This window comes from Chryseobacterium sp. MHB01, assembly GCF_034651565.1.
GTDB classification, from domain to species: Bacteria; Bacteroidota; Bacteroidia; order Flavobacteriales; family Weeksellaceae; genus Chryseobacterium; species Chryseobacterium nepalense.
Window position 1 is genome coordinate 351,133 of record NZ_JAYEDA010000001.1, and the last position, 15,019, is coordinate 366,151.

Sequence of the window (15,019 nt, forward strand, 5' to 3'; positions counted from 1 at the left end):
CAGTATAAGCTCTATCATTAAAAAAGTCCGAAGAATAAATGATTTCTTCGGACTTTTTTTAATCAGTTTTTAACAAGCCTTCGGTTGGTGAACTTCCAAATTTTTTCTTAAAAGAATAAGAAAAGTGAGACAGGCTTTCAAATCCAAGGTCGAGGTAGAAAGAAGAAGGTTTTCTATTTTTACTTTCTATAAGATGCTTTGCCTCAATCAGCCTTTTATCTTGCAGCCATTTTCGTGGCGGCATTCCGAATGTCTTCTGAAAATCCCTTTTAAATCCTGATAGGCTTCTTCCGGTCAATTGAGCAAGCTTCTCCACCGGTACATTAAAATGAAAGTTACTTAACATAAATTTCTCAAGATCTATCTTATGATGTTCTGAAAAGTCGAATAGAAAATTTCGCAGCTCAGGAACGGCAAGTAACATTAACTTGATGCCTTCCTTTACTTTCAACAGTCCCAATTCATCGGTCATTTCAGCACCGGAGCTTCTGGCATACGGAACAATCGACTGAAAATAACCTTGAAGAAAATCATTGTTCGGAAGGCAAAGATTCGGCATTCCGGTATATTTGCCATTAGCTTCCAGTTTTTCTTCCAATGCGATCTGGCGCATTAGATCCTCTTGCAGGGAGATGACGATGGTTTCATAATGACCATTTGATCCCGGTGTTTTAGTTAATGTTCCCAGCTGGTTCTTATGAATCAATAATACATTGCCCGCAGAGATACTAATATTCTGCTCCGAAGTCTCCAGAATCATCTGACCTGAGACCTGCAATACCAGCGTATGATGATTCCAGACACAGGCCTTTTCCTTCCGTTCCGAAGAAAGGTAGGAATAAAATATAACACCCGGAAGAATTTCTGCTGGACTTTCCATTTATCTTTGTAGGTAAGTACCGCCTTTCAAGGCACCTATTGCAAATGTACTGTTTAATAAGTTCATTTCTTCAGGCGAAAATACAATTTCCATCGCAGCAATGTTTTCAGGCAGTCTTGATCTACGGCTCATACTTACCAACGGCATAATATGGTCGCCTTGCTCGTTGACCCAGGCAATGGCAAGCTGTGTCGGGGTAACATTTTTAATTCGAGCCATTTCTTTTAGTATCTCAACTTTTTCAAGATTGTGGACGAGATTTTCCCCTTGAAAGCGGGAAAAATGATTTCGGTGGTCATCAACAGCAATAGGTGTTTTTAGATCACCCGTCAAAAGACCTTCCGCCGTATTGGCAAATGCTACGACACCAATCCCCAATTCTTTGGCAGTGGGCAACAGATCAGCTTCGATCTGACGGTCTGCAAGAGAGTAACCGATCTCCAGTGCGCTGATTGGATAAACGCTATTGGCTTTCCGAAGCTGATCAGCATTAATTTCCGATACACCAATATGACGCACTTTTCCTTCCTCGACCAAACCTGCGATCGTTCCGATAATGTCTTCTATCGGCACACTGTCGTCCATTCTACAGGGCTGGTAAAGATCAATGGTCTCAATTCCCAGGCGGGTCAGCGAGTAATTGACAAAGTTTTTGATTGCTACAGGACGGAGATCCAGTCCGATCCATTGACCATTGTAGAAGATTGCTCCGAACTTCACACTGATAAAGGCATCATCCCGTCTTCCTTGGATCGCTTTTCCAATTAGCATTTCGTTATGACCTGCACCATAAAAATCGCCTGTATTAAGGAAGTTGATTCCATTATCCAAAGCCTGATGAATGGTTGCAATGCTTTCTGTTTCATCCGGTGTCGGTCCGCCCCAGATCGAAGACATCCGCATACATCCAAGACCGAGCTTAGACACGATAGGTCCATTTTGACCCAATTGAATTTTTGTAATTTCTGACATGTGATTGATTTAATGTAATAGGACAAAGGTCTTCATTTATCATCCAATCAACTTTCCTGTACGGTTCAATTTATTTACCTGTACGGTTCAGAGTAAAAATAGCAAAAAGAGTTTATATGATAATTATTCTTAAACCATCATTCAGTCTGCGGCTTTAGTTTCTTTTCACGATTATATTGTCGTGGGCTATCTTAATTTTAAATAAAGATAATTTATCTTATAGGACAAACTACTTGGGTAAATGTGCAACCAATTCCACTTCCAATTTAGAATTCGGCATGTATAATCTCTGCACCTGTACCCAGGTTGCCGCAGGAAAATCATTGCTGTAAAATTTCTTACGGACATTATCATACTTCTTAATCGTCTCAATATCAGCAGTGTATAAGTTTTCTTTGACCACGTTGTCAAACGTGGCTCCATAATTTGCCAACACCGCTTTTAAATTATTGTTTACAGAGGTAATACCCTCTGATGTAACATTACTGGTTACCACACCAGATATATAGATCACATTGTCAACCTTCACGGCCTGCGCGTATCCCGCAATGCTATCCTGTGTTTTATTATTCCAATGCCATTTCTCTTTCTGGACTTTTGCTTTTTGTGAAAATGTATTGTTGAATACTAAAATACAAGTGATTAAAAGGAAGTATTTCATTAATAAATATTTATAGCAATATAAAACTTCTTAAAAGTCACATTAAAATTATTTTTTTTGATAATCAGAAAATAAAATAAGTGTTATTTCATTTTCTTACGATTTCCACATCACTAATTACTATGAGCTCCCAGTTTATGGGAAAATTCATATTTTTCCAATCCTCTTTAATTTCCTTTTTCGTTTTATTCACAGCTGTTGATAAACAAAATACAGCAATACAAAATTTATTATTGTGGTTACCAGTATAACGTTTAGCATCGATTAAAAGCTCATCAAGTTTTATAGCAATTTCCTTATTTTCTCTTATTAATTTATATTCAATCGCAGTATTTAATTCTTTAATGATTATATCAGGCTTATAACCCTTGAACTGATGAACGAAATAACCTTCTGAATACGAAATAATACCATTAAAATAGAATTTTGCAGTTTCTCTTATGATATTATTTATGCTGTCTTCTTTATAGACTTTTGTTTTAGTGATTTTCAAAATTTCATTAGTACTCTCTAAAAATTCTGTGAGCTTTCTTTTTTCTTTATCATCTTTATCTGTCCAGAAGAAGTTGAAAGGAGCTAATAATCTTTTCCACTCATTTAGAATAAAAAGATCATCTTGTGAATCGCCATATTTTAGAGGAATAGTGATCATTTTAGTTGATTCATTTTCATCTTCAACTATCGATTTATATTTTGTTTTAAAGTCGAAAAGATAATCTTTCAAATCTAAAGATTCAAAATATACACAAAGTATATTGTACATTCTCTGCACATATTGATGTGTCCAAAACTTTGCGAACATAAGTGTTTCCTTATCTATCTCATTTGAAAATCCATAAAACTGTTCGTAAATAGGTGAAGAAACATCACGTATGTTATCGTAATAATATTTAAATTGCTTCTCAATAAATTGCTGTCTATTATCCATATATTTCAGATAAGCTTGTCTATTAAGGTTATATTAAATGTAAGATATTAAATTAAACAATTATTTGTTCAAGATCGTACAGCTTTGCAGTCTGAATGTCATAAAAGATATGTGTTCTTGGTCTAACCATTTTAAGTGCGATAGGAGGATTCGAGTGCCTAACCCATTCGTTAAACAAGAGTGTTGCTGTACTATTCGATGGACTAAGATAGCTTAAGTGTCTCCTTAATCCTAATAGTTCCCTTAGTTGCCCCTTATTGTATTGACCAAATTTGCACTCGTAAGCGCTATCGATATGTTGTGGTGCTGGAAATCCTCGAAAGTTACGCAATATATCCTGAATATGTTCTTCACTAAGAACTACTACATCTGCCTCAAACAATATTCCTAAGGGCTTATCTTCACGCAGTGCTCCCAATCCAAATACTTCAATATCAGCCGCAAAGTAAAAAACAAGTCCAGATGAGAATTCAATTTTAAAAGATCGTTCAACTCTAAATCGTCCTGGACTTTGATTTAAGAATTTGTTGCTGGATGGAGTTGTAACATGTAAAATCTTACCATATACTTTTTTATATTCATTCATCACCTCGGCTAGTGTGAGAGCTTCATAACCTGCTTCAACTGTTGAGGCAAAATTTAATGTACCGCTAGCATTAAGATTTGACAGTAATGTGTCAAATTGCGTTTTAAGATTTTGTAGAGACATTATATTTCTAGAATGATTTTAAAAACGTTTTATCATCCATATCAAGCCCAATTCTTATCTTTTCCAAAAAGTTGATGACTAGCTGAATTTTCTTACTTCTTAACTTTTCGTCAATGTTGATGGTTTCTTCATTTATACCTTGCATGTTAATTTTATATTTTATTCTTTGTTGAGAGGTCAAATTATTCATTCTAAAAGCATAGCGTTCTGGGATTTTGGACGCTAAATTAAAGTACTCCAAACCTGCTTCTACAAGTCGGCTCAATGCATAAAATGTGTAATTTGGATTGGAGGACAGTTTTTCCAAGTTAAGGATTGCTCTTTCTGTATTTACGTATTCGTAATTACTGTGAAATTCTTCAAATTCTTGATCTTTTGCAGTTCTATCAATTACGAAGGTTCCAATATCAGTGAATCCATTCATACGAATAGATGAGAGCAAAATATCAAATACCTTTTTAGCTGTTTCTTGCGTCATTATTTTTATCTTATTAATGGATCAGTGTGTAATTCTGATAATTTGTTTGTCTTGAAAGGGGTGAAAATTAAGATACATCCCTCTTAGAATTAGTAATAAATTTTTTACCGGAAATAAGACCAAAGTAATACTGTTCATTTAAGAAGCTTAAAATATTTTTACAGACTTTTTTATCATTAGGTAATTTTAGTTTGCCGTTTTCCATTTCAATATCAAGATTAAATTTTTTGGCTGAGGCCTTAATTTTTCTAGGAGATGCAGAGGCTATAACCTGACTTTTTTGAATCAATGTAATTTGCTTTCTGATCATGGTATCACTATTCTCTTTAAGCCAATCTAAATCTAACTCAAAAATCGCATTGTCTGCGAACTCTTCAATTGTTTCGTTTGAAGCTTCTTCAAAGAAATCGCTCAAGGAAATAATTTTGTTAGCGTTGGCGTACGATTTAAAATAAAATTTACCGTCCTTGTAAATGGCATTAACCATATTTTCTACAATGAGCGCATCTTCCTTTAATTTGTGATAAGTTGTTCCACTATAAAAAATAACATTTTTGTTCTGAAGTAATTTTCTTTTATCAAAATTTTGAAAGTAATAAATGTCATCTTCAATCCAAAAAAGAGTTTTAATATCATCTGTGGTAATATCCAAAACTTGCAAACCAATTGCATTAGTATTAGCTTCAAGTACATTTTCGGGCAAATCCATTTCTACATATAATACTTCATCCCCATCTATCTTGAAGTTTCCGTCAAAAAGAATCTCCTCAGTATCAGAGGTCATTATTGAAGTCGCATTGTTAAGAAAAACATTTTTAATATTTTCGGTAATAGATTGCAACAAATCAATCTTTCTGACGGAATCATCTTTAAGAATTGCAAAAAAATTGCAGGGTGTAGAGTTTCTAGCCATAATTTTAGTTTTTAATAATCACGTAATCCGTCAATTGAGAATAAGTACTAACTTGATTGGCATTGATCAATTTATTTTTAGATATCATGGTATAGGTTACATCCTTCCTGGTCGAAATCTCATAATATCGGTATCCAAAAATTTTCAGACAAGGATTGTAGAAATAAGTTTTTAAATTAATTAAAATAATTATTGTCAATATGATGCACCATACTGTTAAATATGTTGAGTCCTTCTTGACCAGCTCAATACAGGGTAAAAAATAACTTAATATAAAAGTGGGCAAATTAAAATCGGCGCTTTTGATTGCCTTAATATCAATCTTATTTTTAGTCAGATTATTTTCTGCCCATTTTATAATTAAAACACTGAATGGCAATAAAATCAAAAAGCAGAAAATAAAGTTGATACGATTGAAAACTTCTTTCCAGGAATCTACGAACGTAATTGAATATCCTTCTTTATTAAGGTTAAGTATTTCAACCACTCCAACAATTAGAAGGACTGGCGAATAAGCAGAAATTACAAATAAGATTTTAACAAAATTTGAAAACATTAAGTTGTTGGTTATCAGTTTTAATTACAAATATAAAATTTAATTTTATAAAATTTCGTTAATGAGATTTCCAAATTAATTATACTTAGTATTTACGAAGGAGTAAATTTATTTTAAATAGAACTTCATTAATTACGGATATCCGTAAAGCTTTTTTTAATATTTTTTTTTTTTCGAAATAAAACTATAGAAACCTGACTTTAATGATTCTCTTTCTGATATCAGTATTTTTGCATACATATTAAAGAAATATGGTTCTGCGTTAAAATAGTAAATATATTATCTTTGGTAGGTAAAAACAATTAAATATCAGAGAAATGATAGTAATATTTAACCGTAAATAAAAAACTTATATGACCTTTCTAGAACTTGCTCAATCCATATTAAAAGAAGAAAAGAAACCATTGACAGCCACTGAGATTTGGAACCTTGCTGTCGAAAAAGGATATAATAAAAAATTAAATTCACAGGGAAAGACACCATGGTCAACATTAGGGGCTCAAATCTATGTGAATAGCAAAGACAATCCGAAATCAGTTTTTGCTAAAACAGATTCAAGACCTAAAAGATTTTATCTGAAATCAATGGAAGGCGTATTGGAAGATTATGAAAATACAATTCCTGAAGATCTTCCGCCATTGAAAAAAAGGAAGTTTGATTTTTTAGAAAAAGATCTTCATAAGTACATAAGCTACTTTGTTTATTATCATTTGAATTGTTATACCAAAACAATAAGGCATCATATTTCTAGTAAGAAGGAGTTTGGAGAATGGGTGCATCCTGATATGGTAGGGTGTTACTACCGTATGGAAGACTGGAAACAAGAGATCAATGAATTTAGCAGGGCTGTTGGTGTAAATTCAGTTGTTTTATATTCATTTGAAATTAAGAGAGAGTTGAGTTTTGCTAACTTAAGAGAAAGTTTCTTTCAATGTGTTTCTAACTCTTCTTGGGCAAATGAGTCTTATTTGGTGGCTGCCAGAATATCAGAAGATGAAGATTTTATGAATGAATTGTCTAGGTTAGCAGCTTCTTTTGGTATAGGTGTGATAGAGCTTGATCTTGAAGATCCACATTCTTCAGACGTGATTCTTCCAGCAAAATATAAGAAAGATTTGGACTTTGAAACAATGAATAAACTTGCTATGAATAATGATTTTAAAGACTTTATTGAAACTGTTAAGATCGATTTAACAAGTAAGAAGATTCATAAGAAGGAATATGATGTTGTTGAGAAGATTGAGAATTTAAAATGAACTATACCAACGCTTAAAAGTAGAAAACAAGGCTAGATTAAATAATATCAGCCTTGTTTTTTACTATCTTAAAGTTGCCCACCAATACCCTTAAATTTTTCAACAAAATCAATAATCTTTTTAAAAACGCTTTGTTTCTTTGTTAAATACTGTGGATTCAGAGGGCTCATTTTAGGCAAAATTGCATTTAGTTCTGTTCCATTTTCAGTGGCGAATTCCTTTTTTAATGATGTTGCCAAATATCTTTTGGCAGCTTCTTCATTCAGATTTTCATCTGTAATTAATTCTGAAGCTTCTTCTTTTTGTTTGTTTTGTGCATATGCGAAGAACCTATCAATTATATTCGCTTTATCTAGTATACTGTTTAAATCAGTTTCATTGATGAAATCAACAACCAAACCTTCTTTTGCCCTATTTCCAATGCTGGCTCTAATAATACGACGCGCTTCTTCAACTAAAGCTCCTTTATCTTTGGTTTTCTTGTTGTGTTCAAAAATCAATTCTAGAATATAATCAAGATTTATTTCCTGTGATTTTAATAAGTCGATTTCAAAAACAACATCATCCCAATCTATCTTAGATTCCTCAGCTTCTTTGCCTTGCTTTTCTCTTCTGAACCAATCACGGATATCATTATATGTTGAGCGGTAGTCCTGAACGGTTCTGTCTGGCAATAATGTAATATCCTGCATCACAGCAATATCTTCATCTGTCACGAAGTGGGTTTCCTTAAAAATTTCGACAGCTTGTGAATCGTTTAAATCAATTTGCTGTAATGCTTTTAGATGTGTAAATTCATCATAGTTTTGTAAGATGTTTTCTACACGAAGATATTCCCCGAATAGTTTGGTAAATTCTTTCTTATCTTTCTCGGTAACAATTTCATCCGGATTAGCAAATCTGGCATTCAAATCATTTACAATGTCTACAAAACCTCTGCGAGCATCTCCAGTAGCCACATCTGTAAAACCTTCCAGATATTCTTTATAGCTTTTTTCAAGTACTACATTTTTTGTATTTTTATCACCAAATAGCGTAATGGCATCAATGGTTGCTTGTTCTAAATCTCTGAATGTAACAATGTTCCCAAAGGTTTTGGTAGCATCATAAATACGGTTTGTACGGGAAAAAGCCTGCATTAAACCATGGTATCGCAAATTTTTATCTACAAAAAGCGTGTTAAGGGTAGGGGCATCAAATCCGGTAAGAAACATACCTACAACAATAATTAAATCAATTTCTTTACTTTTAACTCTTTTAGCAAGATCACGATAATAGTCCTGAAAACCTTTACTCTCAACGCTAAAATTCATTTTGAACATAGCATTATAATCATCGATGGCTTTAGCCAAAAATTCTTTGGCACTTTGATCCATAGCTGTTGGCTCAAAATTTTCATCAGGAATTTCTCCCACTGCATTTTGCTCTTCATTGACCGCGAAAGAAAAAATAGTTGCTATTTTTAAAGGCTTGTCACTGTCTTTTTGCAATTTGTTCAACTCTTCATAATAACATTTTGCCGCATCTACGCTACTCACAGCAAACATAGCATTAAAACCTTTATTACCACCTTGTGTCCTATGGGTTTTAATTCTGAAATTCTGTAAAATATACTGAGAGATTTCTTTGATTCTAACTGGATGCAATAAGGCTTTGGTATTTTCTGCAGCACTTAATTTTTTCTCATCTTGTTCAGTTTCTATTCCTTTAAATTTGGGGCGTACATTGTTATAGTCAACCTTAAATTTCAGCACCTTCTCGTCTCTGATAGCATCTGTAATTATGTATGAATGCAACTCTCGACCGAACACACTGGCTGTAGTTTCTGCTCCCAAAGCATTTTGTGGAAAAATGGGCGTTCCAGTGAAACCAAACTGATAGAACTTTTTAAACTTTTTATTAAGATTTTTTTGGGCTTCGCCAAATTGCGAACGGTGGGCTTCATCAAAAATAAAAACAACCTGCTTTTGGTATATAGCCAGATCTCCCTCGGTTTTCATTAAATTGTTGAGCTTTTGAATCGTGGTAACAATAATTTTGTTATCCTCTTTTTCTATATTTCTTTTTAAACCAGCAGTACTATCGGAGCCATTTACGCTGTCGGGGGAAAAGCGTTGGTATTCTTTCATGGTTTGAAAGTCGAGATCTTTACGGTCTACTACAAAAAACACCTTATCAATAAAATTAAGATCTTTAGCCAAACGAGCTGCTTTAAAACTGGTTAAGGTCTTCCCTGAACCCGTAGTATGCCAGATGTATCCACCACTTTCGGTATTAGACCAGTTTTTTGCATTAAAAGAACTTTCTATCTTCCACAACATACGCTCGGTAGCTGCTATTTGATATGGTCTCATAATGAGCAATGTGTCACTAATATCAAAAACAGAATAGGTTAATAATACATTTAACAGCGTATTTTTTTGAAAGAAAGTAGCCGTAAAATCTTTAAGATCTTTAATTAAAGAATTATCTGCCTTTGCCCAGTTCATCGTAAAGTCGAAACTGTTTTTATTACGTTGTACGGTATTAGCAAAATATCGGGTGTCAGTACCGTTGGAAATAACAAATACCTGTAAATATTTAAAAAGAGAACTTTCGCTGTTGAAACTTTCTTTGCTGTAACGGTGTACTTGATTAAAAGCCTCGCGAATGGCAACCCCACGCTTTTTAAGTTCAACTTGTACCAAAGGTAGTCCATTGACTAAAATGGTAACATCGTAACGGTTGGCATAGGTTCCTTTTTGCTCGAACTGTTTAATAACTTGCACCTTGTTACGGATGATATTTGTTTTGTCAACCAAATAAATATTTTGGATATGCCCATCATCAAATACAAAATCATAGATGTAATTATCGTGTATTTTGCGGGTTTTATCAACCAATGTATCGCTTGGATTGTCTAGGTATTCTTCTACAAAACGTTTCCATTCAATATCTGTAAATTGCATGTCGTTGAGTGCTTGAAGTTGCACTCTAACATTTGCTAACATTGCTTCTGAAGATTTAATTTCAGTAGGATTATCATAACCTTGGTTGATAAGATCCTGTATAAATTCACTTTCTAAAGCCGATTCGGTTTGATAGCCTGCAGGAGTATCATTAATTGACGAATGCTTTGTGTATTTATCTAAAACAATAAAATTGTTTGATTCTGCGATGGTGCTATATTGTGACATTTTGTTCTTGTTCTGTAATTATCTTATTATTAGAATTAAACCGATAATTTGTTTTTATTAGGTTTACCAAATATTCTAAAACTCTTTTATCACTATCAAGGATTATAGAGGTTTCTTCGCCCGAAAATTTACTATGACTTGATAAATTTATTATACGATTGTAATATGCTTCACGTGATTCTTCAGGTAAAAGATCTCTCCATTTATTATACCCTAAAAAAGTGGACATTTTCTCTAAAATATTACGAAGAAAATTAAAATGATATTTTTGAATATTACCCGATGGCGATATAGCTTTATCTAATTCAGACAAAAGAAATAAATGATAGGAAAAAGGTGAATCATTTGATTGTTCGTTCAGTAAGTAAGTCCCATCTGCTAGTTTTTCAAAACGATATTTTGTGCAATGTTTTACTTTATAACCGGAACTCGAATCTGCGTTATTGAATTCATTGAATAGTACGTTATAAAAAAGTGGATTATGTGTTGTAATGATAAATTTTAATTGAGAGTTACTGGATTTGATCAGAGAAGCTATATCCACAGCTAATTCAATTAAATGATTATCATCTAAAGAGCTTACAGGATCATCAATAAAAACATAATCTAAATTATTAAATAGCCCACTTAAGGTTTTTAGTTTTTCCTGTGCACTATTCATTTCAATATTAGCTACCTCTGCTTCATTTCTTAATATTTCCGCTTTTTTGATATCCTCTTCCTTTCCTGTTTTTTTAGCTAGGTCTTCAGCCTTTTTTGTTTCTCTATTTTTGGATTCGGTTAATAATGCTAATGATTTTATTTCTTCTTGTGCTTCTCCTAATGGAATCAATTCATCGATAGCTTCTTTAAGTAAGCTATAAAACACACTCCACACAAAACAACTCTCTTCGCCTTTAGAAATCTTAATAAAATCCGAAACTGAATCATCTCCTCTCTCAAAAGAGAAACGAACTTCAGTAAAATCTTCGTTAAAATGAGGTGTTAATTTATCATTAGTGTAACGTTGAAAGTGCGTTGTTATATTGGGTTCTTGTCCTTGTTCCACAAGTATCCAATTGGTGTATGTATTTGGTTGTATTTTCAATTTCCTGTCTACATCATTATGCAAATCATTATCCCAATAGAAAAGATCTTCAGTAAATGCATTATAATACATTACTTTGATTTCTTTACCTTCTTCATCAGTTTCTGGATTTTTGGGTGCTATCAATTCTTTGAACGCACGTGATAAACGAGTTTTACCAGTACCATTAAACGCATAAATCAGTTGCACTTTCTTATTGGCATCTTTTAAAGATTGAGCTATCTCGGTTATTTTCTGTCCCATATTGTTCGCTTAGTTCACTTTTTTAGGAAAGGTTAGCAATAAATCTCTATAATATTCATATTGCTGTTTTCTCAATTCAATTTCCTTCGGTAGACCTTCGCTAATTGAATTAGTTAAAATATCAAATTGATCTAGAATTGAAACGATACGTTCTTGTTCCTCAGGAGAAGGAATAGGAATAATCGTTTTACCCAATCCTTTTGCATTAATTGCAGAAATTTTACCAGAGGATATATGTTTTTTAATTTGGTCGTGGTACTGTTTAGTTCGTGTAAAATAAGCAACGAATTTTGGATTTAAACTAGTTTTATACGAAAAACAAGCATCATGAACAACCACTCCTTGGTTACCCAACCACGCAGTTCCTTTTCCAATGTCTTCGACTGTTTCTCCAGCTGCAACTATGACTACATCTCCTTTTTGTGCTAAACGTAGATTTTTATTTTTAACTAGGTCTTTACTTACGAAAGATTTTGTTTCATTTGCCCAAGTACCATAATGAGTATACATTTCCCCATAGTGTATGGTTGGAATTCCTTTTGAGAGTAAATCAGTTTTTACAAAACGTTTTCCTCTTTGAAATTCTCCAACTCTTTGATCATCCATAGGTAAATGCTTTACTTCTCTCTCATCAAAATTTAACAAATTCTCTCGATAATAACTATATTGTTGCTTGCGAGCCGTAAGCTCTGCCGTAAGCTCTGCTGTAAGCTCTGCTGTAAGCTCTGTAAAAGTATCAAGAATTGCAACTATTTTTTGTTGAATTTCAGACGATTTTTTAGGATGTTCAGGGCAGGGAATTGGGATTGGGATTTCAAGCAACTTTGCTTTTGTTAACTTCGCTCTCCCACCACCAGATAAGAATGGGACAAAATTTACTATTTGCAAATAATGATATAAAAACCTTGTATTCAATAATGATTTACCACTTAAAACATGAACATGATTGTTAGCCCAAAATTTTCCAACAGCGTATTGAATTGAATATTTTTCTATACTAGCTGTCCCATCTTCTGCAATCAAAAGATATTCTCCATCGTGGGTAAATCCGTCAACGTAATCTTGTATGTTATTTGCTCCATAATAGGGAATTTTACCAGGTATTCTTAGTTCAGATTTTACAGGTTTTCTACCACTATTAGCAATTTGAACAAAATTATCATCACCAAGGGTTTTCCATTCCAGCTTCACGCCATCTAATAATTTTTCTAAAAAACTCATGCTTCAATCTCTTTAATAATATTAGTAATATTGGCACGTAGTATATTTATATTTTTCACAGTTTCATCAACTTTAGCATTAAGTGTGGCAATGTCAATTTTTTGACGGTTGTCTTTAGCTTCTACATAACTGCTTACGGAAAGATTATAATCGTTTTCAGCGATTTTAGTATTGTCAATATTTACAGCTATATGTGGATCATCGTTTTTTGTGTCGAAGAGTTCCATAATTTTATCAATGTGAATATCATTTAATACATTGTTGTTGGTTACTTTTGTGAAAAAGTCTTCACCAGTAGCATCGATAAATTGGGTTTTATTTTCTGTTTTATTTTTGGCAAGAACCAAAATATTTACAGCTATGGAAGTGCCATAGAACAAATTAGGTGCTAATGCAATTACAGTTTCTACAAAGTTATTATCTACAAGATATTTTCTGATTTTCTGTTCGGCACCGCCACGGTAAAAAATACCCGGAAAACAAACAATAGCGGCTCTGCCTTTACTGGAAAGATAACTTAAAGCATGCAGTACAAATGCAAAATCAGCTTTTGATTTAGGGGCTAACACGCCTGCCGGAGCAAAACGGTCATCGTTTATTAAAGTTGGGTCGTCCGAACCAATCCAATTAACTGAATATGGAGGATTGGAAACAATAGCATCAAATGGTTTGTCATCGCCGAAATGAGGGTCTAAGAGAGTATTTCCTAGTGCAATATTAAACTTGTCGTAATTAATATTGTGCAAAAACATATTCATTCTTGCTAAATTGTATGTGGTATGGTTTATTTCTTGCCCAAAAAATCCTTCTTCAATAATATGGCTATCAAAGTGTTTTTTTGCCTGCAACAATAAAGAACCTGAGCCTGCTGCCGGATCATAAATTTTATTTACTGATGTTTGCTTATGCATTGCTAATTGTGCAATTAATTTTGAAACGGTCTGCGGGGTAAAGAATTCTCCACCCGATTTTCCTGCATTAGCAGCGTAATTAGAAATTAGAATTTCATAAGCATCACCAAAAAGATCAATTTGGTTGTCTTCAAAGTTTCCGAAATTAAGTTCTTCAACCCCCTTTAAGACAGCTGCTAAACGGCTGTTTTTATTGGCAACGGTATTTCCTAAACGTGAACTGGTTGTATCAAAATCGCCAAACAGACCCTTAATATCTTGTTCTGAAGGGTAGCCATTTGCGGAACTTTCGATTGAATTGAAGATATCTTTTAATTCTGTATTTAAATTTGGATTTGTATTGGCATTTTTAGCCATATTCTCAAAAAGCTGACTTGGATAAATAAAATAGCCTTTGGTTTTAATTGCATCGTCTTTAATCTCTGGCGTAATTACGCTGTCGGGTAAAGCTGCATAGTTTATACTGTCATCACCTGCTTCAACGTAACTGCTGAAATTTTCACTTATATAACGATAAAAAAGTGTCCCGAGAACAAATTGTTTAAAATCCCATCCATCTACCGCGCCTCTTACTTCGTTGGCGATTTTCCATATTTTATTGAGTAGTTCTTGCTTTTGAATTGTGCTAGTCATTTATATAAATGTAAATTTATTATATTTTTAAGTTATAAAACTAGTCAAATATACGCATAGAATTAAAGATATGGAGTGTAGTTAATAAGAACAGTTTTAATTCTGCGTTCAATGGAGTCATTTTCAAATTATTAATTTTAAGGATTGTTTTATCTTTACAAAAACCACAAATATGAAAACACTAAAAATCTACAGCACAATTACAACAATTGCAATCATCGCAAAATTATTGTCTCTTTACCAAAGCGAAACAAAGCTTAATGCTTCTGAGAAAAAACTAAAACAAAAGGAAATAGAATTGCAACGAAAAGCGAAAGAATTAAAAGAAACAGAAGAAGTTCTTGATCAATGTTCTGATCAGTACTATCAGGAAATTAATAAGTAAAAAAAATCCT

The 15,019-nt window shown here is 33.2% G+C and carries 13 protein-coding genes; 2 read left to right on the plus strand and 11 right to left on the minus strand.

The genetic code is table 11. The annotated features are described in order from the left end of the window. Positions 1 to 58: 58 nt before the first annotated feature. The 7 genes from U9K52_RS01755 to U9K52_RS01785 form a co-directional block, all read right to left on the minus strand. Positions 59 to 880: an AraC family transcriptional regulator gene (locus tag U9K52_RS01755; RefSeq protein WP_322924848.1), complete on the minus strand. Its 822-nt coding sequence runs from the start codon at positions 878 to 880 to the stop codon at positions 59 to 61. Next, on the minus strand, positions 881 to 1,807 hold the full coding sequence (locus U9K52_RS01760) for an aldo/keto reductase (RefSeq protein WP_322924850.1): 927 nt from the start codon (positions 1,805 to 1,807) through the stop codon (positions 881 to 883). Between the two features lie 274 nt (positions 1,808 to 2,081). Beyond that, a complete protein-coding gene (locus U9K52_RS01765) occupies positions 2,082 to 2,513 on the minus strand; it encodes a RidA family protein (protein WP_322924852.1) in 432 nt (143 codons plus the stop codon). 88 nt (positions 2,514 to 2,601) lie between these two features. Then, positions 2,602 to 3,441 carry a hypothetical protein gene (locus U9K52_RS01770; protein WP_322924854.1) on the minus strand — a complete coding sequence of 280 codons (840 nt, stop codon included), beginning with the start codon at positions 3,439 to 3,441 and terminating at the stop codon, positions 2,602 to 2,604. Positions 3,442 to 3,493: 52 nt separating this feature from the next. Further along, entirely contained in the window at positions 3,494 to 4,150 is a 657-nt protein-coding gene (locus U9K52_RS01775) for a hypothetical protein (protein ID WP_322924856.1), read from the minus strand. A 7-nt stretch (positions 4,151 to 4,157) separates the two neighbouring features. Beyond that, on the minus strand, positions 4,158 to 4,628 hold the full coding sequence (locus U9K52_RS01780) for a hypothetical protein (protein ID WP_322924858.1): 471 nt from the start codon (positions 4,626 to 4,628) through the stop codon (positions 4,158 to 4,160). Positions 4,629 to 4,695: 67 nt separating this feature from the next. Beyond that, a complete protein-coding gene (locus U9K52_RS01785) occupies positions 4,696 to 5,541 on the minus strand; it encodes a hypothetical protein (RefSeq protein ID WP_322924860.1) in 846 nt (281 codons plus the stop codon). A 909-nt stretch (positions 5,542 to 6,450) separates the two neighbouring features. Between U9K52_RS01785 and U9K52_RS01790 the strand changes: the two genes are divergently transcribed. Beyond that, on the plus strand, positions 6,451 to 7,353 hold the full coding sequence (locus U9K52_RS01790) for a COG2958 family protein (RefSeq protein ID WP_322924862.1): 903 nt from the start codon (positions 6,451 to 6,453) through the stop codon (positions 7,351 to 7,353). 68 nt (positions 7,354 to 7,421) lie between these two features. On the opposite strand, the gene U9K52_RS01795 is transcribed toward U9K52_RS01790, so the two are convergent. Genes U9K52_RS01795 through U9K52_RS01810 form a run of 4 tightly spaced genes read right to left on the minus strand, consistent with a single transcriptional unit; the run spans position 7,422 to position 14,624 of the window. Next, positions 7,422 to 10,529, minus strand: a complete 3,108-nt coding sequence (locus U9K52_RS01795) for a type I restriction endonuclease subunit R (RefSeq protein ID WP_322924864.1) — start codon at positions 10,527 to 10,529, stop codon at positions 7,422 to 7,424. After that, positions 10,516 to 11,859 (minus strand): AAA family ATPase, encoded by a 1,344-nt coding sequence (locus tag U9K52_RS01800; RefSeq protein ID WP_322924866.1) that lies wholly within the window; start codon positions 11,857 to 11,859, stop codon positions 10,516 to 10,518. The genes U9K52_RS01795 and U9K52_RS01800 overlap by 14 nt, the downstream gene beginning before the upstream one ends. Before the next feature lie 9 nt (positions 11,860 to 11,868). Then, positions 11,869 to 13,080: a restriction endonuclease subunit S gene (locus U9K52_RS01805; protein ID WP_322924868.1), complete on the minus strand. Its 1,212-nt coding sequence runs from the start codon at positions 13,078 to 13,080 to the stop codon at positions 11,869 to 11,871. Next, positions 13,077 to 14,624 carry a type I restriction-modification system subunit M gene (locus U9K52_RS01810; RefSeq protein WP_322924870.1) on the minus strand — a complete coding sequence of 516 codons (1,548 nt, stop codon included), beginning with the start codon at positions 14,622 to 14,624 and terminating at the stop codon, positions 13,077 to 13,079. The genes U9K52_RS01805 and U9K52_RS01810 overlap by 4 nt, the downstream gene beginning before the upstream one ends. 172 nt (positions 14,625 to 14,796) lie before the next feature. Here U9K52_RS01810 and U9K52_RS01815 point away from each other — a divergent pair, with 172 nt between their 5' ends. Next, positions 14,797 to 15,009 (plus strand): hypothetical protein, encoded by a 213-nt coding sequence (locus tag U9K52_RS01815; RefSeq protein ID WP_322924872.1) that lies wholly within the window; start codon positions 14,797 to 14,799, stop codon positions 15,007 to 15,009. Positions 15,010 to 15,019: the final 10 nt, after the last annotated feature.